A 24925-nucleotide genomic window follows, 5' to 3' on the forward strand; every position below is an offset into this window, starting at 1 on the left:
AGCTTGTGCTTTCTTTGCTTCTGATTGTGCGTTTGCTTGTTTTACTGCTTGTACATTTGTTTCAGTTGCAAACTCTGTACCATAACTAGCATTTGCACTTTGTGCGCCAGAAGCTTGTGCTTTCTTTGCTTCTGATTGTGCGTTTGCTTGTTTTACTGCTTGTACATTTGTTTCAGTTGCAAACTCTGTACCATAACTAGCATTTGTACTTTGAATGCTAGCGCCAGAAGTTGCTTTGTTATAACCTTGTTGTTTTTTACTCATCTTTCTCACCTCCACAATTAATAATGTAACCAATTCACTTAGAAGTTATCCGTAATTTTCTTTTGAAAAATTTCCGCATATATCTCTTATTACTCATTCAAACTACAGATGATGGAGGTGGAAACATGTACACTGGACGTGACATAACTGAACTAACAATGATTTCAAAAAATGAATGGAGAAAAAATGAATTAACTCATTTTCATCACTCATTTCAGCAAATTATGCCTTATCTAAATGTAGAAGGACAAACGATTTATAAAGAAATTGTGAAAGAAATCGAATCACGTGGCGGATTATAAAATAAAACTTTAATCAGTATGATTACTAGGCTCTTTAAACTCAGCGTACAAATAAAAAAACGTGTTCCAAAATTTTAGAACACGTTTTTATCTTTTATTGCATTGTGATCTTCTCAACACAATTTTCGTAAATAGTACGATGCGATTTCGAGAAAGGTAACTGTTCAAATGCTTCTTTCGATACAAATTTCACTGTATCTGTTTCCACGATATCACCCGATACTTTTCCGTAAAATACAAATATATCCCAGGTGCGATGTGTAAATGTATGTTGTACATTCATTGCATATTCATCAATGGAAACCGAGAGCTCAAATTTTTCTTTCATATAATCTAAAAGCTGTTCCTTCTGATTCCGTATTCCTTCGCCAAGTTCAATATTCGGAAACTCCCACATATTAGCTAGTAATCCTGTACTTGGACGTTTATTAATGACGTAACGACCATCTTCAGTTTGAAGTACTCCTGCAACAAGTGGTACCATTTTAGGAGCCTTCGCTTTACTTTTTACTGGCAATTCTTTTTGAACACCCTCAGCATATCCCCTGCAATGCTCACGTACAGGACAAAGTAAGCAAGATGGATTTTTAGGAATACAAATTAGGGCACCTAATTCCATCAATCCTTGATTAAAATAAGATGGATTTTCTGTTGAAATAATTTCACGCACAATCTCTTCAAACACTTTTCTAGTCTTTGGTTTTGCAATATCATCCCATACTGATAAAATACGAGATAATACACGCATAACATTTCCGTCAACTGCTGGTTCTGGTATACCATATGCAATACTTAAAATGGCACCTTTTGTATATGGTCCGACCCCTTTTAACTTTTCAATTTTCTTTACATCATTCGGTACTATCCCGCCGTATACTTCTTTTACCTCTTTTACTGCCGCATGTAAATTGCGGGCTCTAGAATAATATCCTAAACCTTCCCATGCTTTTAATACTTCTTCATCATCGGCGTTTGCTAATGCTTCAAGCGTAGGAAACTTCCCCATAAAATTTGCGTAATATGGTTTTACAGCTTCTACCCTTGTTTGCTGTAACATAATTTCAGAAACCCAAACGCGGTACGGATCTTTATTTTTTCGCCATGGTAAGTCACGTTGCTCTTTTTCAAACCAACCAATTAAATCATTCTGAAACTGCTCTATGTTAAAATTATCTAATATTTCAAGTGTCAAACTTGATCCCCCTCATTTTTTTGCATATACGTACTATTATAAAGATTTTAGGAAAAAATTTAAGTAAGATGACATAGGAAATAGAAGGCAAAGGACTTGAGGTATCGAATAAAAAGAGTTACATTAATAAAAAAACGGAGGTGGATTTCTATGGACACAGCCACTCACCTTGTTATGGGTGTCACTTTAGGTAGTTTAGCAACATTAGACCCAGCTATAGCACAAAGTGATATTGGGCCACAAGCAGTTATGCTTGCTACAATTGCTGGTTCCAATATTCCTGATATTGATACAGTTTTAAAATTGCGTAATAACGCTAAATATATAAGAAATCATCGTGGAATTACTCATTCCATTCCTGCAGTAATCCTTTGGTCATTCCTTATAAGCGGCATCTCGTTTGTCTTCTTTTCAGACGCTCCATATCTGCATTTACTACTATGGTCATTTATCGCTGTCTTTCTTCACGTCTTTGTAGATATTTTCAATGCCTACGGTACACAGGCATTACGGCCTTTCACAAAAAAATGGGTCGCACTCGGCATAATTAATACGTTTGATACCGTAATTTTCTTTATCCATATACTTGCAATTGCTTGTATGCTCGTAGGTTCCCATAAAGGGTATACAGCCTTAGCAGCTTATATATTAATGATTGTTTACTATATCGGACGAATTATGATGCATAGAAATATAAGAAGTGTTGTACACAAACGTTTCAAAAATGTTGAGAGGATAATCATTTCTCCTTCTTACCGATTTTATCATTATCATTTAGCAGTCGTTACAAGTGATTATTACTACGTTGCGAGATGGCATCGTGGTAACATTATGATATACGATAAGTTCGATCGGGTACCGTTCCCAGATAACGCTATTATGCGAGCAGCTAAACAAGATGAAAACATCTCGGCCTTCTTATCTTTTTCTCCTGTATATCGCTGGGATATTTTTGATTATGATAACTATTATGAAATTCGATTCATTGATTTGCGATATCGCAGTAAAGATTATTATCCATTCGTTGCAATCGTTCAACTCGACCACAATTTAAATATTATTAACTCTTATACAGGATGGATTTTTAGTGAAGAAAAGCTTCGAAAGAAACTGGAATTGCTCCCACATTAAAAAAGCGACTTAAGTCGCTTTTTTTAATGTTTTAAATGGTCTTCTTGATTAATTAAATGACTATATTTCGGATTATTTGTACGCATTTCATGAAGACGCGCTCCATGATTATTAATCCATGTTCGTACTACTTGTTCAGTCATTTCATCACCTTGGTAACGACCTGATTTCGCATAAGTTGTTTGAAAGTCTTCCCACAGTAATTCAACCCACGCACGAGCTTGCGCGTAAGAAAGTTTGTCATTTTTGTATAATAGTTCTTTCGTTAATGTTTCGTAAATATCATTCATATTCTAATCTCCTTTTATCTATTTATCCCACTATTTTTGGACAGTAAGACTCCCATCTCAAAATTCGGCGAATACGAAGAAGTTGGGCGGGAGTCAAACTTCCCATAAAAGCCTGATTGGTGCGGGCTAATAATCAATAGGGGATGAAAAAACAACTGGTTAAAGTTTCACTTTATTCCCTTCATTTCTAAAGGATAGTTTCTTCTATTTTGCACATTCTATAATTGATACTTCTTAAAGAGGTATCAACTGATGATGAGGAGGGCGTTCACAATGGGTAAACAAGCCGAATTTTGGTCTGAGTCAAAAAACAACAGCAAAATCGACGGTCAGCCGAAGGCGAAATCACGCTTCGCTTCGAAACGACCTAACGGCACAATTAACACGCACCCACAAGAACGTATGCGTGCTGCAAATCAGCAGGAAGAGTAGTACAAAATAAATTAACTTCCTACACGAGGTGATAAAGATGAGCTACCGTGATCGTTTAGATAGTCGTTCTGAATTATTTAACCATACGTGGACTCGTCCGAAACATGCGAAAGCGCAAGTTAACGGACAGACGCAACAAACCCAGTCTCTCATTATATTGGCCAACGAATGTAAAAAACGCCAATTTTAGAATCTCCTATCTCCTTTAACGCCTACCAAAGATGAAAACCAGAGAGATATTAGCTCTCTGGTTTTCATTTTTCTTGTAATAAGGAAATTGGTATCCCAATCTCTTCATTATCATTTTGCTTATATCCCCAAGCAAATACCCCATTGAAGTACGTAATTTTAAATAATACACCAGGTTCTTCTACTAATTCATAGGTCTCACCAATATGGAATTTGTTTATATCCGTCATGTAAGCACGAGCCATAGCCATCTTTCTCATTAATACATCAAATTCATTTACAATTCCAAGTTGCTCAGCCTTTACTGCTTGCTCCTTCAAAGCTCCAATTTCTTCCCTAAGCTCATGCTGTGTCATTTCACTGTAGCGTTTTGGCATATTCATCTTATTATTCCCCTCATCCCTCTTCACGTTTCATTTGTAAAAATATCTCTATCTCATCAATAGAAAATCCTTTTCGATATAACGCTTGTTTCATCTTATTTTCGAATGCCCATCCATCATACTTCTTATATTTCTCATAATATTTATTCCCATGATAGTGTAACGCTTCTTGTTGCTGTTCGTCATCTTTTTCGTCTTTTAATTCTTCCAGACAAATTTGAATTACATCTCTAGAATATCCTTTACGAACAAGCATTTCTTCTAACTTTTGCTTCATTTGTAAAAATGAATGCTTTTGATAAGATTTTTTCTTTTTTTCTATAAGAATTAAAGCATTTTCAATTTGCTTCTCCTTTGGATACTCTTGTAAACTATGTGTAATGATTAAATCCTGAACACCTTTGCTTATCAACGCTCTTTTAATAACAGTTGGGCCTTTTTGATTCACATTACTTTGCGTTCGTACATATAAAATGGCGTACTCTTTATCATTAATATATCGATCATGTAATAATTTCGAAATAACTTCAGAGATGATGGCCTGTCCCACTTCTTTTTTTTGTAAAAAATCTTCTACTTCTTGTTTTGTTCTCATTTGATAGGATAGATAGGAAATTGCTTGTAAATATGCTTTTTGTACCTCTTCATTGTATAAAATATTTCCTAACTCTATTTCATCAATTTCTAAACCTTTTTGTAATCCATGTTTCATTAAGATTACTTGATCCACACTAAATCCGTACTCTTCACCTTGACCTTTATCAATATAAATATTAAATCGTTCTTTCGATCGTTTTTGCACTTCTATTTTTGTAATGACAGCCATACTCTCACCTCTCTATTATTTTAACATAGTCAAGGAACATTTTTGCTTTTCAAGAATATATATAATGAGGAGGAAATGATTATGAAAATCGTAATTTCCGGTGGCACCGGTTTTATCGGTAAATACCTTTCTACTTTTTTTATTCAAAAAGGATATACTGTCTACATTCTTACCCGAAAAAATAAAGTCGAAACTTCAAGCCCTAACCTTCAATACGTAAAATGGACACCAGATTCACACGTTTTCCCCCTCTCCTCTATCGATGTAATTATTAATCTAGCTGGAGAATCTATTAATAGTCGATGGACAAAAAAACAAAAAGAAGCAATTTTAAAAAGTAGAATTCAAACAACAAATAGCCTTATTAAACAGTTACAAGCACTTGCAACGAAACCACACACATTTATTAACGCAAGTGCTATTGGATACTACGGAACATCTGAAACCGAGTCTTTTACCGAAGAGCAAACGACCCCTGGAGATGACTTTTTGGCGAATACAGTATATTTATGGGAGCAAGAAGCAGCTAAAGCTCACTCACTTGGAATAAGGACTGTCTACGCAAGATTTGGAGTCGTATTAGGGACAGATGGAGGCGCTTTTTCAAAAATGCTACTCCCTTATCAATTATATATCGGGGGGACAATCGGATCCGGAAACCAATGGTTATCATGGATTCATTTAGATGATGCTGTTCGCATGATTGACTTTGTTATACACAAAAAAGAAATAGTTGGTCCTCTTAATATTACAGCTCCCACACCAATAAGAATGAAGGCATTCGGAGAAACTATTGCCTCTATAACAGGAAAACCTCATTGGCTACCCGTTCCTTCATTTATACTTCAAGCTTTACTTGGCGAAATGAGCGTACTCGTATTAGAAGGTCAACATGTATTACCAAATAAAGCTATTGCACATGGATATCAATTCATATTTCCAACAATAAACCATGCATTACAAAATATACTCTCGCATACAATGTAGTACTTCTAAAATAAAGTTTTATGAGGAGGTTATCCCGCTACTTGCGGCCGTAAGATCTTAATTGATGCGGGCTAATAATCAGCCGAGGCTTTCCCCATTGATTAAAATTTCACTTTATCCCCTCCAAAACTTTCATTTTCTAGGATCAGGAGCATTACTACACGAATAACCTTTCAGTTACTTTGTATTAGTTTCCATTAACATTTCAAAGTAATAGAAATGAGGTACCTATGAAAATATTGCTCAAACAAGCCATTGTGTATCCTATTACCTCTCCAAAATTCCAAGGGGATGTACTCGTTACTGGAGAACGAATCACCGAGGTTAAACCTTTTTTTCAGCCTACTCAAGATATGACAGTTATAGATGCACGGGGTCTTCATCTCTTACCTGGATTTATTGATGTTCATACACACCTCGGCCTCTATGATGAAGGGACTGGTTGGGCTGGTAATGATGCAAATGAAACATCTGAAGTTTCAACACCTCATATCCGTTCTCTAGATGGTATCCATCCTTTTGATATTGCATTTCAAGACGCTGTACAAAATGGGATCACAACTGTTCACGTTATGCCTGGGAGTCAAAATATTATCGGGGGTACTACTTGTGTAATAAAAACTGCTGGAACTTGTATTGATCGTATGATTATTCAAGAACCCGCTGGTTTAAAAATCGCCTTTGGAGAAAACCCTAAAAAGGTCCATAGTAACGGTACAAAAGAATCCATAACACGTATGGGCATTATGGGATTACTTCGTGAATCATTCTATGATGCACAGCACTATGGGCATGAAGCCGATTTTCGAATGCTCCCTATTTTAAAAGCATTACGCCGCGAAATACCGGTACGTATCCACGCTCACCGCGCAGATGACATTAGCTCCGCTCTTCGCTTTGCAACAGAATTCAATCTTGATTTACGTATTGAACATTGTACAGAGGGACACTTTATTGTCGATGAGCTTTCAAAACATAATTTAAAAGTTTCAGTTGGCCCTACTCTTACACGACGTTCAAAAATCGAACTTAAAAATAAAACATGGGATACTTACCATATATTATCAAAAAATGGCATAGAGGTTTCGATTACAACAGATCATCCGTATACCCCGATTCAATATTTAAATGTTTGTGCTGCTATGGCAGTACGAGAAGGATTAGATGAGAAAACAGCTTTAGAAGGAATCACCATACTCCCAGCACGAAACTTGCGCTTAGAGGATAGAATTGGAAGTATTGAAGTTGGAAAAGACGCTGATCTTGTGTTATGGACTCATCATCCTTTCCATTATTTAGCCAAGCCTGTACTCACAATGATTGACGGAAAAATAATTTACAAAAAAAATAAAAAAAACTAGTTTATTTTTTTGACTAGATAAAGTATTATACGATTATAAACTGAATGAAACCATAATCAATTTGTGTCGTGATTATCATTTTCAAATTGATGAATGGGGAAGGCAAATGGTGCGCCACCAGCGTTATAAACTGGTTCTAGTGGGTTCGATTCCCACCCCGAAATTTTTTTAAGATTGATATAAAAATTTCGAGGGTGGGGTGTTTTTTCGTCATGCTACCCTCGTGTGAGGAGGAGTTAGTATGTTGAAAAAACGCGACTTACACGACAGCCACGTTCTATACGAGTTAATGGTGGATCCAGCTGTCTTCCCTTTTGTGCGTCAAAAGGCTTATTCTTATGAGGAATATTTATTTTTAACGAAACAAACCATTGAAGCCGAAGAGCGTGGAGAATTGATTTCACGCACAATTTTAGATGAATGGGGTAACCCTATCGGAACAATTACTTTATTTGATGTGCAAGAAAAAGCCGGATTCCTTGGAACATGGCTTGGAAAACCATATCATGGTAAAGGATATAATAAATTAGCGAAAGATTCATTTTTTAGCGAACTTTTCTATGAATTAGATATTGAAACAATCTTTATGCGTATTCGTAAAATAAATATTCGTTCTATTAAAGCTGCCGAAAAACTACAATATGTAAATCTAGCAAACGAAACAAGAAAAGCCGTTTATGATGAAATTAACGCGAATGAAGAAGTATATAACTTATATGAAATTCCAAAAGATCAATATACCCTTGCAACAATGCGAGATACAACATTCCAAGATGCCCATCACTTAAAAGAAGCGTAATCTAAATTTTCGGAAATAATAATTAATCATTATACTTTTGACATATACGTATATCACCCAATGTCTTTGGAAACGATAGATAGTGACTTTAGGACACGAGGTGATTTGTAATGGATAAAAAGAAACGCGACAAAGCAAAAAACACATTATCTAGTACACAAGAAGTTCTCTATCAACGAGAATTTCGAAAAGCAGATCGCGCAGCGGGATATCGCTCAAAGAGTATTTAAAGTGAAAATGAATAATTAGAAGTTCCCCCCTAATTATTCATTTTCATTACATAATTTTCCCGACTAATAGGAATAGACTAAAAAGTTCCCTTATACATAAGGGAACTTTTTAGTTGTGGACAACTTTATCCACAGAATTAATAGAATTGTGATTAATTTTCAAAAACCTTTAATATTTATATATATTTAAGCGCATGTCAACTGTTAGAATTGTGGATATTTTTCTAAAAATTGTGGACTATGTGGATATAGTTGTTAATATTCCGACTTTACTGTCTAATGAAAGCGCGACCTTTTTGTGGATAAGTTGCTATCTTTTCTTTTTAAATAATAAAGAACCCTCTTTAAACATACAAAAGAGGGTTTCATATTAAGTAAACGATTCTGCAAGAGCAGGTGATTTCATAGGTATACGATTGGGCTCTGCATGATTTTCTGCCAAAATTGCATCAACAATATGACCAGCTGGCTCCGGACGATAAATGCTTTTCATTGCTTCTTTCATTTGAAGAAGCTTCATCTCATCTAGTAATAACGCCTCTGTTCTTGCAAAAACCTCACTATCATCACGAATTACAACTGCAGCTCCTTTTCTTTCAAAGTACATCGCATTTTCATTTTCTTGTCCTGGAACAGGCTTATATAAAATGACTGGTACTTGCAACGCTGCTGCTTCACTTAATGTAATACCGCCTGGCTTCGTAATCATACAGGAAGTAACGCGGAATAGTTCATCAATGTTTTCAACATAACCAAATACTTTTAATGCATCAGAATTTTGCTTCTGTAAACCTACTAAATCCTGTTTTAAAGCTTCATTTTTCCCACAAATGACAACTACTTGTAAATTAGGTACTGACATAAATGACTGGCATAGTTCTTTTACACTTCCTAGTACCCCATGAGCACCTGCTACAATTAGTAAAATCTTTTTATTCTTACATAACTGATATTTATTATATATAATATCTGGATTTATCTTTAACTCAAAACTACTGCGAATCGGAATTCCAGTTTCAACAATTTGCTCCGCAGGCACACCGATATCAACCATTACTTTTTTCACGTGATCAGTTGCTACGAAATAACGATCTACTTCTCGATGAATCCATATTTTATGCACGCAAAAATCCGTTAATACGTTATAAACAGGAATTGAAATACCTGTTTGCTTTTTCAATTCTGGTACAGCTATGATTGGAAAGGTATTAATAACAATGTCCGGTTTCTCTACTTGTAAAAGTGATTTCAAACGTTTCCTTCCAAAATTTGCGTACCAAGATGCTATTTTCTTATCATAAATTTTTTCTACCCCGTAATAAAACAAACGATATAATTCTTTTCCTATTGTATAACTTTTTAAATATAAATATTTTGTAATGTCGGTTATAAATGGATGTGATTCTCCAAACAAGTCGCACACAATTACATCTTCGATTCCTTTTTGGCGAAATGTTTGTTCTAATGTTTTCGCTACTTGCACATGACCATTACCGTAATGTGCAGTTAATATTAAAACCTTGGGGTTTTTTATCAAACAAATCCACTCCTAGCTTTTTGTTTCTCCATATTGCATATACGACAATAGGAAAAACATTTTCCTTAAAAATTACATAAACAGATTCTAATATTTCCCTTTCAGCTATGTACCTGTCGTGGATATGCAAAGCATATAAGATTGACCCCTTAATCCTATCTGTGCTCATATCTTTACATTATACTTTCCTATAAGAGCTTTCGCAATAACTTACAAATGTTCTCTATTCCATGATACTCACTCTTTTACTTCTTAATTCTTTTTACTATTTTGATTTCCCTTTACAATTATGTAAATTTCTCTACTTATTCCTTACAAAAATATGGATATTCTATTTTCAGTATACTCTTTTCTATATATATACTCTAGGTTTTATTGTAAAGAAAGCAAAAAGTCTAATCCAATATTTGGATTAGACTGCTTGTAAAATATGTTTCGCTTGTTCTACATTTTTTTCTGTAGGTGGTTCTACATTTGCAAGTGGGTATTTATGTCCAAGCGCCTCCCATTTATATACACCAAGCTTATGATATGGTAGCACTTCAACTTTTTGAACATTAGATAAATTTTGAATAAAGCTAGATAAATTTTGCAGATCTTCTTCATTATCAGTAATACCTGGAACTAATACGTGTCGTACCCAAATCGGTTTATTTTTATCTGATAAATAACGAGCAAATTGTAAAATATGTTCATTTGGTTTTCCTGTTAATTTACGATGCTTCTTGGAATCGATATGTTTCAAATCCAATAAAACTAAATCTGTATACTCCATTAATATATCTAGCTTTCGCTGGAATTCTGGTTCCTCAGAATAGCAACCACCTGAAGAATCAATTGTTGTATGAATTCCAACTTCCTTACACTTTTTAAATAATTCAATTAAGAAGTCTAACTGTAGTAATGGTTCTCCACCACTAACTGTTATACCGCCTCCGGAAGCTTCAATAAAAGGAAGGTAACATGTCACATCCTGCATTACTTCTTCAACTGTTATTTCTTTTCCTTTACCGATCTCCCACGTATCAGCATTATGACAATATTGACAACGTAATAAACACCCTTGTGTAAATATGACATAACGAATCCCTGGGCCATCAACAGTACCACAAGACTCTACAGAATGAATTCTTCCTTTTACCATGTTACTTCCTCCTTTATTGAAACAGCCCCCTCTACTATTTATAAATAGCAGAGGGACACTTTTTTCACTTACATGCTTTCATGCATTGTACGATTAATTACATCGATTTGTTGTTCACGAGTTAATTTAATAAAGTTTACAGCGTAACCAGATACGCGAATTGTTAATTGTGGATATTTCTCAGGATGTTCCATTGCATCCATTAATGTTTCACGATTAAATACGTTAATATTTAAGTGATGTCCTTCTTTTACTGCATAACCATCAAGCATAGATACTAAGTTACGTACTTGTACATCATCTTCTTTACCAAGTGCTTTCGGAATAATAGAGAATGTATTAGAAATACCATCTTGTGCATCTTCATATGGTAATTTAGCTACAGATAGTAATGAAGCTAATGCACCTTTTGTATCACGGCCATGCATTGGGTTTGCACCTGGTGCGAACGGCTCTCCAGTACGGCGACCATCTGGAGTATTACCAGTTTTCTTACCATACACAACGTTAGAAGTAATAGTTAAGATAGACATTGTATGAACAGAATTACGATATGTTTTATGTTTACGAAGTTTATTCATAAATGTTTTCACAAGATTTACTGCGATTTCATCTACACGATCATCATTGTTACCGTATTTAGGGAAATCACCTTCGATTTCAAAGTCAACTGCAATACCATTTTCATCACGAATTGGTTTTACTTTTGCGTATTTAATTGCACTTAATGAGTCTGCTACTACAGATAGACCCGCGATACCTGTTGCCATTGTACGAAGAACGTTTGTATCATGAAGTGCCATTTCAATACGTTCATAGCTATATTTATCATGCATGTAGTGGATAACATTTAATGTGTTTAAATATAGACCCGCTAACCATTCCATTGTCATATCAAACTTATGCATAACTTCTTCATAATCTAATACTTCAGAAGTAATTGGTGCGTACTCAGGACCAACTTGTGCTTTTGATTTTTCATCTTTACCACCGTTGATCGCATATAGTAATGCTTTTGCTAAGTTTGCACGAGCTCCGAAGAACTGCATTTGCTTACCAATTCTCATTGCAGATACACAACATGCAATACCGTAGTCATCTCCATATTCAGGACGCATAATGTCATCATTTTCGTATTGAATTGCAGATGTTTTAATGGACATTTTCGCACAGTAGTTTTTAAAGTTCTGTGGTAATTGCTTAGACCAAAGAACTGTTAAGTTTGGTTCTGGAGCCGGTCCTAAATTATCTAATGTATGCAAGAAACGGAATGAGTTCTTTGTTACTAATGGACGACCATCTAATGCAATACCACCGATAGATTCAGTTACCCAAGTTGGATCACCAGAGAATAGTTCATTATAATCAGGTGTTCTTGCGAATTTCACAAGACGTAATTTCATAATGAAGTGATCCACAATTTCTTGTACTTCTTCTTCTGTTAAAGTACCATTTGCTAAATCTCTTTCAATGTAAATATCTAAGAATGTAGAAGTACGTCCAAGACTCATTGCAGCTCCGTTTTGCTCTTTAATTGCAGCAAGATATGCGAAGTATAACCATTGGAATGCTTCTTGTGCATTTGTTGCTGGTTTAGAAATATCAAAGCCATGAGAAGCAGCCATTTGTTTTAATTCTTGAAGTGCACGCATTTGCTCAGATAACTCTTCGCGTAAACGCATTGTATCTTCGCTCATTACACCACCAGTTAAATATAAATCAGCTTTTTTCGCTTCAATTAAATGATCAATACCATATAACGCTACTCGGCGGTAGTCACCGATAATACGTCCACGGCCGTATGCATCTGGAAGACCAGTAATAACACCTGATTTACGTGCATTTCTCATTTCTGGTGTATAAGCATCGAATACACCTTGGTTATGAGTTTTTCTCCACTCTCTAAAAATACGACTAAGTTCTTTATCCATTTCGTATCCATAAGATTCACATGCTTGTTCCGCCATACGAATACCACCATATGGTTGTAAAGAACGTTTAAATGGTTTATCAGTTTGGAAACCGACTACTTTTTCAATATCTTTATTTAAATATCCTGGTTCATGTGATGTAATAGAAGAAACAATTTTTGTATCCATATCAAGAACGCCACCGTTTTCACGTTCTTTTGTTGTTAAATCCATTACTTGATCCCAAAGTTTTTTCGTTGCTTCAGTTGCTCCCGCTAAGAAAGATTCGTCCCCTTCGAAAACGTTTACATTATTTAAAATGAAATCGCGAACATCAATCTCTGCTTTCCATTTTTCACCTTTAAAGTTTTCCCATGCGTTTTTAACATTTTCTAATACTTGAGTCATCCTAATCTCCTCCATTTTTGATTAGTACAGGACTAAGATTTTTTATATAACAGCTTACACACTTAGAATACTACTTTTTTGCGAAAGTGAACGAAATAGTTGTGACATGTTTGTGAAATATTGAGCAAACTACTATGCACATAGTGTTAAATTCACTTAAAAGTCTTTATAATTAACCCTTTCTTTAATTGTATTTTTTTGGTATCCTTATATACGAGTCCTATTTTGTAATATAAGAACAATACCCATTGTAGAGCTGTAATACTCTTATCTCCTAATCTGTTATAGTTTTTATAACAGAACAAAAAAGTGTACATATGTTGTACACTTTTTTGTTACCACTATAAAACATCTCTTTTTCTATTTCCATCATAGAATCTACCACGACTGTTTGTTAATGCAATTAATTGCTCTAATCCTTCTATATGATCACCAATAATTCGAAGCACAGCTGGAGGATGTCCTATTTTTGCGAAATGTTCACTGGGACGAATGCGGTTCATCTTATCGACCTCAACACGACTTACACATGCAATTTCAAATCCTGAAAGCACAGCTTTCACTTGTGCTACACAAGGTGACAGTAAAGATCTATATCCTATCGCTTTTAAACACCCCCGACTAAACGCATTGGGTACAGCAATAAGAGAACCTACCCCTAAGTCTTTTCTATCACAAGCTAAATTTAGCGCATATTTAAATGCAGTTACGAGATGAAGTGGTACTCTTAAATCTAAATAGTGATTTAGATCATTTAAGGCGACATCCTTTCCATCTGCAATAGCTTTTGCAAAAGGATATAGCTCGCTAGCTGGAATAGCAAAATCACCGTCTATAAATAACACAATATCCCCTTTTGCAAAATAAGTTCCAAGCGAACGCCCTACATCGTTTCCAAGTGCTTCTTTATATACAATTGTTGTTGCTCCCTTGTCTTTTGCAATTGTTGCTGTTTTATCTGACGAACCATTTACAACAACGATGATTTCAAAAGGTTCAATTTTACGAAGCTCTTCTATAACATTTCCAATTGTTTTCTCTTCATCTTGTACAGGAATAATTACCGATAATTGCTTTCCTTTATATAGCTTAGATGTAACGCCCCATCCTCGATAAAAATCTTCAAAATTTAAAGTATGATAAACACACTCTCTTTTCCTATTTCCATCATAATATCCTCCGCGCTCATCGCTGCCTACTATCCGCTCCGCTACAGCTTCTATATGATCACCTATCATTCGTTTTTCAGATTGAGAAAGATCCGTGCCATATGCAGCATGCTCGGTCGGTCGAAATTTGTTCGGGGTAATAACGTCAATTGCACAATGACGACTAATTCTCCATTTACTTTGTACTAGGCGTAGATGAGCCACAATAGGATTAACAAAACATTCGTATCCAATACTTTGTACAACTTCTTTCGTCAACGCATGAGGTACAGATAATAAAGAATCAATTTTTAATTCTTCGCGCTCTAACATTGCATTTAATATTTGGCGCCATACTGTAATGGAATGTGGTTTTTGTTTCTTTAAAAACAATGCGTCCAAATTATTTAAAACGATGTCAGCCTGGTCATGTAAAATCGGATTAAGGAATAATTGCAATTTTGAAGTCGGAATAGCAAAATCCCCATCTATAAATAGTAATACATCACCTATCGCTTGTTTTGCGCCAACTGCGCGTCCAACGTCGTTACCAAGTGACTCTTGATGCTGAATTACTTTACATCCTAAGTTCTCAGCAATCACTTCTGTACCATCATTACAACCATTTGCTACTACAATAATCTCTACTGGATTTAATGGTTTTACTGATTGAATCACGTCTGAAATCATATCTACTTCATTACATACAGGAATAATAACCGATAATGATTTAACCATTGTTTTCTTCACGAAACCACTTAATAGTTTCTTTCAATCCTTGTTCCCACGTTACTTTCGCTTGAAATTGAACAAGTTCTCTTAACTTCGTTACATCTGGTCTTCTATTCAGAATTTCTTCAAAACCATGTGGATATACTTCTTCAAAAGGAACTTGTACAATTTTTGAAGAAGAATTCGTTAGTTTTTTGATTACTTCTGCTACTTCTTTAATATTTTTTTCATTCTCAGAACCTATATTAATAATCTCACCATTTACATTCTCATCCATTGCTCGAATCGTTGCCTCTACCGCATCACTTACATACGTAAAGCAACGTGTCTGCTTTCCGTCTCCATATACGAGAATGTCTTCCCCTTGCAAAGCTGCGCGGATAAATCGTGGGATTACCCCTGCATACGGACCATCTTTCGCTCTTGGACCATAAATATTAAAATAACGAACAATCGTTACCGGTAAACCTTCCAATGCGTATCCTAAACATAATGTCTCTTCTAACGTTTTACAAACTGCATAACTCCAACGTATTTTAGAAGTTGCCCCGTATAATCGATCCCCTTCTTCAGAGAAAGGTGGCTGGCCCTTACCATATACTTCTGAAGTAGACGCAAAGACTACTTTTTTCTTGCCTTTTAATGCTGCTCGTAAAATGTTTCTCGTCCCATCAAAATTTGTTTCAATGAGCTCTACACTTTTTTCCATTGTCGTTTTAACACCTAATATTGCCGCCAAATGGAATACTACATCATGTTGATTTACTAATTCATCGATTGCTTTTTTATCTAAAACACTGATTGGAATAACTGGAATCTCTTTCATTAACTTATTATGATATTTATTTTTCCCTTTATAGAAGTTATCCACAATCGTGACTCCATAACCTCTTTTCACCAATTCTTCAGCTAAATGCGATCCAATAAATCCTGCTCCACCTGTAATTAAACATTTCTTACTCATATACTCACCTTCTTTATAATTCCACGTGTATCGATTACTCGCTTTATTCCTTTAAAAAGCTTCCAATCAATATTAGAGTGATCAGTTAAAATTAAAATACAATCGGCCTCTTTAACTGTTTGTTCATCCAAGGAAACAGATTGATACACCTTATCTCCAATTTCCGCAGAAGAAATATATGGATCATGGTATTCTATCTCGTATCCTTCTTTTATTAGTAATTGAATAATTGGCAATGCTGGTGATTCTCTCAAATCATTGACATCTTTCTTATACGCCATGCCTACAATTAAAACCATTGCTGGTGATTGCACCATGTCTTTTACTTTCCCGACTATTTTCTCTGGCATTTCTTCATTAATTATATGTGCTGCCTCAATTAATTGACTAATTGCTCCATTCTTTTTTATTCTCCATTGAAAATATAAAGGGTCTACTGGAATACAATGCCCTCCTATTCCTGGCCCTGGCCAATACGGAGTAAATCCAAACGGTTTTGTAGATGCAGCTTCAATCGCCTCATAAAAATTAATATTCAAACTTTCACATAGTATATTTAACTCATTTACTAACGAAATGTTAACTAAGCGCTGAATATTTTCAAATAGCTTACACATCTCTGCTACTTTTGGAGAACTAACAGGAACAACTACATCAAAGATAGTGCTATACAAATCCTGTACTTTTTGTTTGCATTGTTCTGTTTGTCCACTAATAACCTTTGGAATCGATTGAACTGAATATTGACTATTTGCTGGATCAATTCGCTCAGGAGAATAGCCGATATAATAATCTTCTCCTACCTTTTTACCTGTTTGAGAAATAATAGGAATGATAACTTCTTCAAGTGTGCCTGGATATGTGGAGCTTTCAAAAATGAAGGTTTGTCCTTTTTGAAGGTTTTGTTGTATATAATGCGAAGCTGAAATGAGGGCACTTAAATCTGGTTCTCTTTGCTCATTAATTGGAGTCGGGACAGTGACAATAACATAATCACTATTTTGAAACTCAGCAACACCTTTATCTGGTGTATTTACTATTAAGCTTTTTTTAGTTAATAAACTTTGTAACGCTTTAGAAGAAACATCTGGAATATAACTTTCTCCTTTTATAATCGATTCTATTTTTCTAGTATCTTTATCTAGTCCAAGTACTGTATGTCCTCTTTCTGCAAAATGGACCGCTAAAGGAAGACCAACATATCCTAATCCAATAATAGCTACTTTACTACTAGCATTCATCTGTATTCTTTTCTTCCTTTCTCAATTGTTGAATAATATCTCTATCCCGCTCTCCATCTGTAAAACTCCCGCGTTCGTCTGTATATTGTAATAGATAAGCAATTGCCTCAAGTTGATCACCGAAAATACGGTCAAATGCTGGAATACGTCCATTTACAAATCCATGTTGCTCTGGGCGTACTCGATTTGTTTTTATAACATCTACAAATTCTACTGCTGCAATAGAGAATCCCTCCAAAATAACTTTCATTTGAGCTAATGGCGGAATAATGAGAGAGTCATATCCAATTTTCTCTATTACCTTCTTATGCATAGCATGTGGTACTGCCGTTAGTGAGTTATTCCATAAATCTGGTCGTTTCGCTACTAAATTTACAAAGTATTTCCCCATACTAATTGGATCTGTAGGATGAAACATATCTAATAAACATTGCAAATCATTTAATGCCATATCACTTCCATCTTCAATAGCACGCAAAAAGGGAATTAGTTTTTTTGCCGGAATAGCAAAATCACCATCAACAAATAAACAAATATCTGCCGTAGCATGCATGGCCCCTATTGCTCGCGCTACATTATGTCCAAGCGCATTCGCGAATTCAACAACAATAACATTCTCTAGCTTTGCTTGTTTAATAGTCTCTACATCCGCTCCATTCGCAACAACAATAATTTCATCTACCCCTGCTTTTTTCACTTCTTGTATAACAGATCTTATAGTCATTTTTTCTTCTGATACTGGTATAATCGCACTATATTTCGATTTTTCTCTTTGTAATACAACTGGTTTATATTTCCCTATAAACTCTCTATCCCTATTTCCCTCCGAAAAACCGCCGCGTTTACCATATGTTTCGATTACATAGTGCAAAGCGCGTAAATGATCACCCATAATACGACTAGTCGCTTTCGGATAAGGAGAACCAGGTGATGTCCCCGTATGCACAGGACGAACTTTATTTGTGTGAATTACATCGAACGAGGCCATATCGACAATATCTACTCCTCTAGACATCGCCATCGCTTGAAATAGTGCTGGATCTGCTAAATTCCACCACCCAAGTTTCTCGATAACTTCCCTGCTCATCGCATGTGGAATTGCGATTAAAGATCCAACAACAAGCTCCTTTTTATTCAAATAACGATTCAACATGAATTTTCCAACTGTCGTATAATGTGGTCTCGTCTTTAAATAAACAGACCATGTTAAATTATTCACAACAATTTGATGCCCTTGCCTAATTCCTTTCACAAAACATTGTAACTCTTTACTCTCAATAACAATGTCACCATCTAAAAACAATACAATTTCACCTTTTGCTTCTCTAGCTCCAATTGCCCGTCCAACATCATTGCCGAGAGAATGTTTATAATAAATCACATGGCAATGATGTTGTATTGCTATTTCTTTTGTCCCATCTGTCGATCCATTATCTACTATGATAATTTCATACGGTTCGAGCTTCTCCACCTCTACTAAAACTTGAGATAAAGTACTTGCTTCATTATGCGCTGGAATAACAACTGATACTCTCATACTGGTATCACGCTTATCCTTCCAAGCGAACATAGGCAATAATAGGAATACGTACTAGTACATCCTCAGGTGGTCCATAAGAAGGAGAAGTACGAACACTTACTGCTCCATCCGTCACAGATAAAAGAATGCCTACAACAATTTCAACAGCTGTCACAACTTGCACTAGCTCACCAACATGGTTACGCAATTCATCAGTAAATAACATATATAAGTCTCCTTTCTTACACTTCTTTAATTGATATAATACTTGTAAATGGTAATAAAACTTCTGTTCCTATTCCTTCTTGCAATGTTAAAAAATCATCACCAACCGCTACAATAACACCTGTTAGCTGTCCAACTGTCACAGTAATTTCTACATTTTTACCTAAATACTGCTTTGCAATTTCTTTAAACGGTGATGTATTACATTCTTTTAAAATGTTACAAATAATCGATTGGAATTGACTTGATTCAATAAATTCCTCCGTAGCTTGCTTAGAATTTCTTTGAATAAATTTCGCAAAGTTTTGTGAAAATAAAAGTCGTTCCACAGCAGGCAATAATTTGTCATCTAAAAAATAGCCTAATTGCCTATTAAACAGTCTGGATAATTTATGCCAATATTTTCTGAACAGACACATACATTTCTCCTCCTATTATGTTTAAAATATAAAATTTTATATCTATACATCTTAATGTATACAAAGCAGGCTTTTTTTGTGATAGGTAAGGCATACATTTTCCAAAAGAAATAATTGTTTCAGAACATAAAAAAAGATAGATGGTGTTCCATCTATCTTTTTTACCTTTTAATTTTTAATTGTAATTATGGCAGCTTCTAATGGAATACCATCTTCTTTCACATTAATATGCGTTCCATCTCGCCAATCCATTTCAAATAGGGATGCCTTTTACACTTCAATATTGCGTAACATCGTATAAATGTCGTTATTCACTTTACCAAATGATTTAATGTTGTTTTGAATGTTAGATAATAAAACAACATATACACTACCATTTTTACTAAATCCATTTAAGCAATTCCACCCTGGCATTACACCGTGATTCGAATAGCTTCCTGGGTCTACATACCATCCAAATCCGTAATCCTTTTTCACAGCTGTAAACATTTGATTGTAACTCTCTTTTGAAATTAATTTTCCAGAAAATAGCGCTTCATTAAATAAATATAAATCATGCGCACTTGTATATATATCACCACAACCATATAGTTGTGACATGCTCGGAATATTAGGGGTTGTCATATTTTTATTTACTATTTTATAACCCGTTGATGGGAATCGTGTTTGTTCTAACGCTTTACCAAAACCAGAATGTTTCATGCCCGCAGTAGCAAAAATATTTTGTTTAATATATTCTTCTAACGGTTGTCCACTTACCTTTTCGGCAATGTAGGCAAGTATAGAGTAGTTTGAATCGGAATACTTCCATTTCTCTCCTGGACTCCCAATACGCTTTTGGTTTCCTATTCGTTTAATCAATTCTTCATGAGAAATATCCTCTGTTCCCTGCTCATATTCTGGAATTCCTGATGTATGTGTTAATAAATGTTTTAACTGGATACCACTACCTTGAGGGAAATCTGGAATATACTTTGCAACCGTATCCTCTACTTGTAATTTATTTTGATCTTTCAGCTGCATAATAGCGGTCGCTACAAATGCCTTCGAAATAGATCCAATATAAAAAGTTGTCTCTGAATTATTCGGTACTTGTTTCTCTTTGTTCGCCATCCCGTACCCTTTATTCACAAGAACTTTTCCGTTCTTCACAATAACTGCTGTACCGCTAAATCCTGCGTTTTGTAAATATTGATCCAATTGAGCGTTTTCATTAATTTCTTGAGGAGGTCCTTCAGGCTGCTCTATAACTCGGGCCTGCTTCACTTGTTCTTCCTGCTCTTTTTGTTTTTGTGCTTCTTGCTTCTTTTTTTCTTCTTGCTTTTTTAGCTCTTCTTGTTTTTTCATTTCTGCTGCCGCTTTTAAAGTTTCCTCTTTCTTATTATGCGCAACAATTTTTGTATACATGAAATATACAACTGAAAATAGTAGAACGAGAATGATTGTTCTTTTTATGTATACAATCGGCCGACGTGATTTCCCATTCGCATTATTTTTTTCCTGATCCATGATTGCCTTTTTCCCCTTATTCACCAATAATTTACTTCCTCTAATCAAGATTTAATTTAAATCTTTTCCCTAGATTATGGATAATCTATTCTATACCATCACTACTTTATCACGCACTGAACATATAACCAACCTATATGTACAAAAAAGAAAAAGAAAATTTACAAAAGTAAGATTCCCGTTAAATTTTTAATATAAAAAAAGAGGATATCCTCTAAAAAACTGATATTATCAATTTTTTCGGATATCCTCTTATCTAATTATTTACACGTGTTTTTTCATATCATCGGCAACAGATTCAACATTTGTACCTACGATAACTTGTACACTTGTGTCACTTAATTTCATAACACCTTTTGCACCAGCACGTTTTAATGCTGCTTCGTTCACTTGACCAGCATCTTTAACTTGTAAGCGTAGACGTGTTGCACAGTTATCAATAACTGTTAAGTTGTCTTTTCCGCCTAAAGCCGCTACGTAAGTTTCACCAATCGAACCTGCAACTGGTGCATCACCCTCTTCGGCTAACTCATCGTCATCTTCACGGCCTGGAGTTTTCAAGTCAAACTTCTTAATTAAGAAGTAGAATACTACAAAGTAAATTGCTGCGTAAATTAAACCGATTCCTGCTAGTAACACTGGTTTTGTTGCAATACCAAAGTTTAAGAAGTAATCAATTGCACCGGCACTAAATGTGAAACCATCGTGAATGCCAAGTGATGTTGTTACGAACAAAGAAATACCTGTTAACACGGCATGAATACCATATAATAATGGTGATAAGAACATGAATGAGAATTCAATAGGTTCTGTAATACCAGTTAAGAATGAAGTTAATGCTAGACCACCTAACATACCTGTAACCATTTTACGTTTTTCTGGTTTAGCAGCTGCAATCATTGCGAAACATGCTGCTGGTAAACCGAACATCATAACTGGGAAGAAACCAGTCATAAACATACCTGCTGTTTTATCCCCTGCAAGGAAACGAGCGATATCACCATTTACAACATTACCTGCTGCATTTGTAAAGTCACCAAATACGAACCAGAAGTATGTGTTCATTACGTGGTGTAAGCCAATTGGGATTAATAGACGGTTTAATAGACCGAATAGACCTGAACCAATTGCACCTAAATTAACAATTCCATGAGCTAATGCATCGATGCCATTTTGAATTGCTGGCCAAATTTGTGCAAATAGAATTCCTAATATTAGCATCACGACCGATGTAACAATCGGAACAAAACGTTTTCCAGCAAAGAACCCTAACCATTCTGGAAGTTTAATTTTATGGAATTTATTATAAAGGAATCCTGCTATAACACCGACAATAATACCACCTAAAACTTTCATATCCACTTTAGTCGATAATTCGGCTGCCTTAGATACTTGTGTCATTGTATCGGCAAGCTTAGATGGATCTACATTTGCGCTATTACCTATTAAATCTTGAACTTTACCTAATTTATCTTGTAATTCTACAGTAGAATATCCCTTACTAAGTGCATCAATACTGTTTTTCATAACCAGATAACCAATTGCACCTGCAAGACCTGCAGCACCACTACCATCAACTGAAAGACCGATTGCAATACCAATTGCAAAAATAAGTGCTAAATTATCAAAAACAGCTGCACCAGCCTGTGCCATAACAGGAATATCAAATACGTCTGGTTGCCCTAAGCGAAGTAATAATCCTGCTGCTGGTAGTACGGCGATTGGAAGCATTAACGCTTTACCAATACGTTGTAAAAACTGCAACATTTTAATTCCCCCTATCAAATTTATGAAATCGTTATCATTATAAGTACGCTTTAGAAAACGCTTTCTATTACATAACCATAATAACATATAGTTGTATAGATGTGTAGTTTTTATTTTCGAACTTTTTATAGATAAGTTTTCCATTTCCAAACTGTTATATAAAAGGGAAATTCTCCTTATTGACTACAAAATATACAGGAAAAAAAACTTATTATAGCACAGATAACTTTCGTTTTATCATTCCACTTTTTCATGTTATTATTTATTTCCGAGCATATCGGGAAAAGTAAACTTAGTTAATTCGAAATAGGAGCGTTGGTACTATGCAGTGCATTGAAACAAACAACTTACAACAGTTGTTAGAACAAGTAAAACCATATACGAAAAAAGGAAAACTTGCTACTTATATCCCCGAACTAGGAAATGCAAATCCAGATGATTTAGGGATTGCCATTTTCCATAAAGAAACTGAATATATCCATGCTGGCAACTCACAAACACTATTTACTCTTCAAAGTATTTCCAAAGTAATCACACTTGCACTTGCACTTTTAGATCGTGGTGAAGAATATGTATTTTCTAAAGTTGGAATGGAGCCAACTGGTGATCCATTTAATTCTATTATTAAGTTAGAAACGACAAGTCCTTCCAAACCGCTTAATCCAATGATTAATGCAGGAGCACTAGCTATTACAAGCATGTTAGCAGGAAAAGATAATGAAGAAAAAATGGAGCGTATTCTTCATTTTGTACGTGAAATAACAGATAATCCTACTATTAATTATTCTTCAAAAGTTGCCAATTCAGAATTAGAGACAGCTTACTTAAACCGTTCACTTTGTTACTATATGAAACAAAACGGAATTATCGATTGTGACATTGAGGAACTTATGGATTTATACACTCGTCAATGTGCAGTTGAAGTAAACTGTATCGATTTAGCACGTATTGGCTTAATTTTTGCAATGGATGGATATGATCCATATAAGAAAAAACAAATTATCCCTAAACATATTACGAAAATTTGTAAAACGTTTATGGTTACGTGCGGTATGTATAACGAATCTGGTGAATTTGCAATTCGTGTTGGGATCCCTGCAAAAAGTGGTGTAGCGGGTGGCATTTTCGGCTGCGTAAAAGGCGAAATGGGAATCGGCATTTTCGGACCGGCTTTAGATGCAAATGGAAATAGTATCGCTGGTTTTAAAATTCTTGAACTTCTTTCTGCTCAAGAAGGTTGGAGTATATTTTAATTAGGAAGTTATCCTGCTATATTAGCAGGATTTTTTATGTCACGAAAAATCTAGTTCCGTCAGGCATCAATACAGTACAAAAAAACAGTGATGAAAGTTTCTCTTTATTATGCATATTTGCTCCCCCCTCCTGAATAATATAGTACAACCTAGCGCTATATGTGGAGGTGTAGAAGATGAAACTTATATTTCAAATGGCGAAACAACCTGTTCTTGAAAAAACAATTCTTCTTTTTATATTGAGTATTGTAGAAAGTTTGAAGCTAAAAGTTGTTTCACTCGATGAAGCACACCGATACATATTCAATTTAGAAGTGCTTGAACTATTAATGGATCGGAACATCGATGATCAAGTATTAGAACTTATTCATTTCGGAATGGGACTTGAAGACATTCACCATGTGCTTCCTGAAGAACTCGAGCATAGTATTGAAGAGCTAAAATGGCTTTGTATTCAAGTATTAAGTGAATACAGTATGCACGAAGAATCTGAACAACTAATTGAGGATATACGCTAAAAAGCACCTATGTAGGTGCTTTTAATGTTTTTTCAAACTATTTTTATACGTTTCAATATTAACAGGTAGCTCTTCTTCTTCTAAAGTATGTTCATTTACATCTTTATGAATGAAAGCACCTTTAGGCGGCTTATGATCATGCCCTTTTTTCTTATGATCAAATGCTTTTCCACGTCCCATATAGATTCCCCTTTCATTAAAACGTTCAATAATTAGTATGCAAAAACTACTGTCGATATATGCAG

General features: G+C 35.0%; 27 protein-coding genes and 1 pseudogene. 10 read left to right on the forward strand and 18 right to left on the reverse strand.

What is annotated here, in order from left to right; genetic code table 11:
* On the reverse strand, nucleotides 1-264 hold a 264-nt coding region (locus tag ACQKNR_RS20010), incomplete at its 3' end, for a gamma-type small acid-soluble spore protein (RefSeq protein WP_427319947.1).
* 125 nt (nucleotides 265-389) lie between these two features.
* Between ACQKNR_RS20010 and ACQKNR_RS20015 the strand changes: the two genes are divergently transcribed.
* Entirely contained in the window at nucleotides 390-566 is a 177-nt protein-coding gene (locus tag ACQKNR_RS20015; RefSeq protein WP_427319949.1) for a hypothetical protein, read from the forward strand.
* A gap of 94 nt (nucleotides 567-660) precedes the next feature.
* On the opposite strand, the gene mutY is transcribed toward ACQKNR_RS20015, so the two are convergent.
* On the reverse strand, nucleotides 661-1758 hold the full coding sequence (mutY, locus tag ACQKNR_RS20020; protein WP_427319951.1) for an A/G-specific adenine glycosylase: 1098 nt from the start codon (nucleotides 1756-1758) through the stop codon (nucleotides 661-663).
* Nucleotides 1759-1908: 150 nt separating this feature from the next.
* Here mutY and ACQKNR_RS20025 point away from each other — a divergent pair, with 150 nt between their 5' ends.
* The gene (locus tag ACQKNR_RS20025; protein ID WP_427319953.1) at nucleotides 1909-2889 is read left to right on the forward strand and encodes a metal-dependent hydrolase; all 981 of its coding nucleotides are present in this window, start codon (nucleotides 1909-1911) and stop codon (nucleotides 2887-2889) included.
* A 23-nt stretch (nucleotides 2890-2912) separates the two neighbouring features.
* Here the strand turns inward: ACQKNR_RS20025 and ACQKNR_RS20030 are convergent, their stop codons facing one another.
* On the reverse strand, nucleotides 2913-3179 hold the full coding sequence (locus ACQKNR_RS20030) for a YfhJ family protein (RefSeq protein WP_427319955.1): 267 nt from the start codon (nucleotides 3177-3179) through the stop codon (nucleotides 2913-2915).
* 273 nt (nucleotides 3180-3452) lie between these two features.
* Between ACQKNR_RS20030 and ACQKNR_RS20035 the strand changes: the two genes are divergently transcribed.
* Together ACQKNR_RS20035 and ACQKNR_RS20040 are read left to right on the forward strand one after the other, a co-directional pair.
* Nucleotides 3453-3611: a small, acid-soluble spore protein K gene (locus ACQKNR_RS20035; RefSeq protein ID WP_000517891.1), complete on the forward strand. Its 159-nt coding sequence runs from the start codon at nucleotides 3453-3455 to the stop codon at nucleotides 3609-3611.
* Between the two features lie 37 nt (nucleotides 3612-3648).
* A complete protein-coding gene (locus ACQKNR_RS20040) occupies nucleotides 3649-3801 on the forward strand; it encodes a YpzG family protein (protein ID WP_000122093.1) in 153 nt (50 codons plus the stop codon).
* Between the two features lie 64 nt (nucleotides 3802-3865).
* Here the strand turns inward: ACQKNR_RS20040 and ACQKNR_RS20045 are convergent, their stop codons facing one another.
* Nucleotides 3866-4183, reverse strand: a complete 318-nt coding sequence (locus tag ACQKNR_RS20045) for a YfhH family protein (protein WP_001057037.1) — start codon at nucleotides 4181-4183, stop codon at nucleotides 3866-3868.
* Between the two features lie 13 nt (nucleotides 4184-4196).
* Nucleotides 4197-5009: a recombination regulator RecX gene (gene recX, locus ACQKNR_RS20050; protein ID WP_427319957.1), complete on the reverse strand. Its 813-nt coding sequence runs from the start codon at nucleotides 5007-5009 to the stop codon at nucleotides 4197-4199.
* Between the two features lie 81 nt (nucleotides 5010-5090).
* Between recX and ACQKNR_RS20055 the strand changes: the two genes are divergently transcribed.
* The 4 genes from ACQKNR_RS20055 (at nucleotide 5091) to ACQKNR_RS20070 (ending at nucleotide 8386) form a co-directional block, all read left to right on the forward strand.
* Entirely contained in the window at nucleotides 5091-5996 is a 906-nt protein-coding gene (locus ACQKNR_RS20055; RefSeq protein WP_427319959.1) for a TIGR01777 family oxidoreductase, read from the forward strand.
* Nucleotides 5997-6226: 230 nt separating this feature from the next.
* Nucleotides 6227-7357, forward strand: a complete 1131-nt coding sequence (locus tag ACQKNR_RS20060) for an amidohydrolase (protein WP_427319961.1) — start codon at nucleotides 6227-6229, stop codon at nucleotides 7355-7357.
* A gap of 241 nt (nucleotides 7358-7598) precedes the next feature.
* Nucleotides 7599-8156, forward strand: coding sequence for a GNAT family N-acetyltransferase (locus ACQKNR_RS20065; RefSeq protein ID WP_000914736.1), 558 nt, complete (start codon nucleotides 7599-7601; stop codon nucleotides 8154-8156).
* Nucleotides 8157-8266: 110 nt separating this feature from the next.
* Nucleotides 8267-8386 carry a YfhE family protein gene (locus ACQKNR_RS20070; protein ID WP_000358484.1) on the forward strand — a complete coding sequence of 40 codons (120 nt, stop codon included), beginning with the start codon at nucleotides 8267-8269 and terminating at the stop codon, nucleotides 8384-8386.
* A gap of 370 nt (nucleotides 8387-8756) precedes the next feature.
* On the opposite strand, the gene ACQKNR_RS20075 is transcribed toward ACQKNR_RS20070, so the two are convergent.
* The 12 genes and pseudogenes from ACQKNR_RS20075 to nagE all read right to left on the reverse strand — a co-directional run bounded on the left by ACQKNR_RS20075 (nucleotide 8757) and on the right by nagE (nucleotide 22909).
* The gene (locus ACQKNR_RS20075) at nucleotides 8757-9923 is read right to left on the reverse strand and encodes a diglucosyl diacylglycerol synthase (protein WP_427319963.1); all 1167 of its coding nucleotides are present in this window, start codon (nucleotides 9921-9923) and stop codon (nucleotides 8757-8759) included.
* Nucleotides 9924-10335: 412 nt separating this feature from the next.
* Nucleotides 10336-11067 carry a pyruvate formate-lyase-activating protein gene (gene pflA, locus ACQKNR_RS20080; protein ID WP_427319965.1) on the reverse strand — a complete coding sequence of 244 codons (732 nt, stop codon included), beginning with the start codon at nucleotides 11065-11067 and terminating at the stop codon, nucleotides 10336-10338.
* A gap of 68 nt (nucleotides 11068-11135) precedes the next feature.
* Entirely contained in the window at nucleotides 11136-13385 is a 2250-nt protein-coding gene (gene pflB / locus ACQKNR_RS20085; RefSeq protein WP_427319967.1) for a formate C-acetyltransferase, read from the reverse strand.
* A gap of 152 nt (nucleotides 13386-13537) precedes the next feature.
* Nucleotides 13538-13758, reverse strand: a pseudogene (locus tag ACQKNR_RS20090) (hypothetical protein).
* Entirely contained in the window at nucleotides 13727-15271 is a 1545-nt protein-coding gene (locus ACQKNR_RS20095) for a glycosyltransferase family 2 protein (RefSeq protein WP_427320235.1), read from the reverse strand. Before ACQKNR_RS20095 ends, ACQKNR_RS20090 begins: the two are co-directional and overlap by 32 nt.
* Nucleotides 15264-16229: an NAD-dependent epimerase/dehydratase family protein gene (locus ACQKNR_RS20100; protein ID WP_427319969.1), complete on the reverse strand. Its 966-nt coding sequence runs from the start codon at nucleotides 16227-16229 to the stop codon at nucleotides 15264-15266. The genes ACQKNR_RS20095 and ACQKNR_RS20100 overlap by 8 nt, the downstream gene beginning before the upstream one ends.
* A complete protein-coding gene (locus tag ACQKNR_RS20105; protein WP_427319971.1) occupies nucleotides 16226-17470 on the reverse strand; it encodes a nucleotide sugar dehydrogenase in 1245 nt (414 codons plus the stop codon). The genes ACQKNR_RS20100 and ACQKNR_RS20105 overlap by 4 nt, the downstream gene beginning before the upstream one ends.
* Nucleotides 17460-19007: a glycosyltransferase family 2 protein gene (locus tag ACQKNR_RS20110; protein ID WP_427319973.1), complete on the reverse strand. Its 1548-nt coding sequence runs from the start codon at nucleotides 19005-19007 to the stop codon at nucleotides 17460-17462. Before ACQKNR_RS20110 ends, ACQKNR_RS20105 begins: the two co-directional genes overlap by 11 nt.
* Nucleotides 19008-19020: 13 nt before the next feature.
* Entirely contained in the window at nucleotides 19021-19215 is a 195-nt protein-coding gene (locus ACQKNR_RS20115; RefSeq protein ID WP_215560877.1) for a hypothetical protein, read from the reverse strand.
* Between the two features lie 16 nt (nucleotides 19216-19231).
* Nucleotides 19232-19633, reverse strand: coding sequence for a DUF2642 domain-containing protein (locus ACQKNR_RS20120; protein ID WP_427319975.1), 402 nt, complete (start codon nucleotides 19631-19633; stop codon nucleotides 19232-19234).
* A 270-nt stretch (nucleotides 19634-19903) separates the two neighbouring features.
* On the reverse strand, nucleotides 19904-21142 hold the full coding sequence (locus tag ACQKNR_RS20125) for a serine hydrolase domain-containing protein (RefSeq protein WP_427319977.1): 1239 nt from the start codon (nucleotides 21140-21142) through the stop codon (nucleotides 19904-19906).
* A 264-nt stretch (nucleotides 21143-21406) separates the two neighbouring features.
* Nucleotides 21407-22909, reverse strand: coding sequence for an N-acetylglucosamine-specific PTS transporter subunit IIBC (gene nagE / locus ACQKNR_RS20130; protein WP_427319979.1), 1503 nt, complete (start codon nucleotides 22907-22909; stop codon nucleotides 21407-21409).
* 323 nt (nucleotides 22910-23232) lie between these two features.
* On the opposite strand from nagE, the gene glsA reads away from it, so the two are divergent.
* Both glsA and ACQKNR_RS20140 read left to right on the forward strand, forming a co-directional pair.
* Nucleotides 23233-24162 carry a glutaminase A gene (gene glsA / locus ACQKNR_RS20135; RefSeq protein ID WP_001149853.1) on the forward strand — a complete coding sequence of 310 codons (930 nt, stop codon included), beginning with the start codon at nucleotides 23233-23235 and terminating at the stop codon, nucleotides 24160-24162.
* A gap of 176 nt (nucleotides 24163-24338) precedes the next feature.
* Entirely contained in the window at nucleotides 24339-24680 is a 342-nt protein-coding gene (locus ACQKNR_RS20140; protein WP_002174732.1) for a DUF3969 family protein, read from the forward strand.
* A gap of 21 nt (nucleotides 24681-24701) precedes the next feature.
* Here ACQKNR_RS20140 and ACQKNR_RS20145 read toward each other — a convergent pair whose 3' ends face one another.
* Complete coding sequence (locus tag ACQKNR_RS20145; RefSeq protein WP_193414420.1) at nucleotides 24702-24860, reverse strand: hypothetical protein; 159 nt, start codon at nucleotides 24858-24860, stop codon at nucleotides 24702-24704.
* Nucleotides 24861-24925 lie beyond the last annotated feature (65 nt).

The sequence above is a fragment of the Bacillus sp. NPDC094077 genome (assembly GCF_050279465.1).
In the GTDB taxonomy this organism is placed as follows: domain Bacteria; phylum Bacillota; class Bacilli; order Bacillales; family Bacillaceae_G; genus Bacillus_A.

Coding starts and splice junctions, on each gene's coding strand:
- ACQKNR_RS20015 (WP_427319949.1), top strand. CDS start 390: ATGTACACTGGACGTGACATAACTGAACTAACAATGATTTCAAAAAAT.
- ACQKNR_RS20025 (WP_427319953.1), top strand. CDS start 1,909: ATGGACACAGCCACTCACCTTGTTATGGGTGTCACTTTAGGTAGTTTA.
- ACQKNR_RS20030 (WP_427319955.1), bottom strand. CDS start 3,179: ATGAATGATATTTACGAAACATTAACGAAAGAACTATTATACAAAAAT.
- ACQKNR_RS20035 (WP_000517891.1), top strand. CDS start 3,453: ATGGGTAAACAAGCCGAATTTTGGTCTGAGTCAAAAAACAACAGCAAA.
- ACQKNR_RS20040 (WP_000122093.1), top strand. CDS start 3,649: ATGAGCTACCGTGATCGTTTAGATAGTCGTTCTGAATTATTTAACCAT.
- ACQKNR_RS20045 (WP_001057037.1), bottom strand. CDS start 4,183: ATGAATATGCCAAAACGCTACAGTGAAATGACACAGCATGAGCTTAGG.
- recX (WP_427319957.1), bottom strand. CDS start 5,009: ATGGCTGTCATTACAAAAATAGAAGTGCAAAAACGATCGAAAGAACGA.
- ACQKNR_RS20055 (WP_427319959.1), top strand. CDS start 5,091: ATGAAAATCGTAATTTCCGGTGGCACCGGTTTTATCGGTAAATACCTT.
- ACQKNR_RS20060 (WP_427319961.1), top strand. CDS start 6,227: ATGAAAATATTGCTCAAACAAGCCATTGTGTATCCTATTACCTCTCCA.
- ACQKNR_RS20065 (WP_000914736.1), top strand. CDS start 7,599: ATGTTGAAAAAACGCGACTTACACGACAGCCACGTTCTATACGAGTTA.
- ACQKNR_RS20070 (WP_000358484.1), top strand. CDS start 8,267: ATGGATAAAAAGAAACGCGACAAAGCAAAAAACACATTATCTAGTACA.
- pflA (WP_427319965.1), bottom strand. CDS start 11,067: ATGGTAAAAGGAAGAATTCATTCTGTAGAGTCTTGTGGTACTGTTGAT.
- pflB (WP_427319967.1), bottom strand. CDS start 13,385: ATGACTCAAGTATTAGAAAATGTTAAAAACGCATGGGAAAACTTTAAA.
- ACQKNR_RS20095 (WP_427320235.1), bottom strand. CDS start 15,271: ATGGTTAAATCATTATCGGTTATTATTCCTGTATGTAATGAAGTAGAT.
- ACQKNR_RS20100 (WP_427319969.1), bottom strand. CDS start 16,229: ATGAGTAAGAAATGTTTAATTACAGGTGGAGCAGGATTTATTGGATCG.
- ACQKNR_RS20105 (WP_427319971.1), bottom strand. CDS start 17,470: ATGAATGCTAGTAGTAAAGTAGCTATTATTGGATTAGGATATGTTGGT.
- ACQKNR_RS20110 (WP_427319973.1), bottom strand. CDS start 19,007: ATGAGAGTATCAGTTGTTATTCCAGCGCATAATGAAGCAAGTACTTTA.
- ACQKNR_RS20115 (WP_215560877.1), bottom strand. CDS start 19,215: ATGTTATTTACTGATGAATTGCGTAACCATGTTGGTGAGCTAGTGCAA.
- ACQKNR_RS20120 (WP_427319975.1), bottom strand. CDS start 19,633: ATGTGTCTGTTCAGAAAATATTGGCATAAATTATCCAGACTGTTTAAT.
- ACQKNR_RS20125 (WP_427319977.1), bottom strand. CDS start 21,142: ATGGATCAGGAAAAAAATAATGCGAATGGGAAATCACGTCGGCCGATT.
- nagE (WP_427319979.1), bottom strand. CDS start 22,909: ATGTTGCAGTTTTTACAACGTATTGGTAAAGCGTTAATGCTTCCAATC.
- glsA (WP_001149853.1), top strand. CDS start 23,233: ATGCAGTGCATTGAAACAAACAACTTACAACAGTTGTTAGAACAAGTA.
- ACQKNR_RS20140 (WP_002174732.1), top strand. CDS start 24,339: ATGAAACTTATATTTCAAATGGCGAAACAACCTGTTCTTGAAAAAACA.
- ACQKNR_RS20145 (WP_193414420.1), bottom strand. CDS start 24,860: ATGGGACGTGGAAAAGCATTTGATCATAAGAAAAAAGGGCATGATCAT.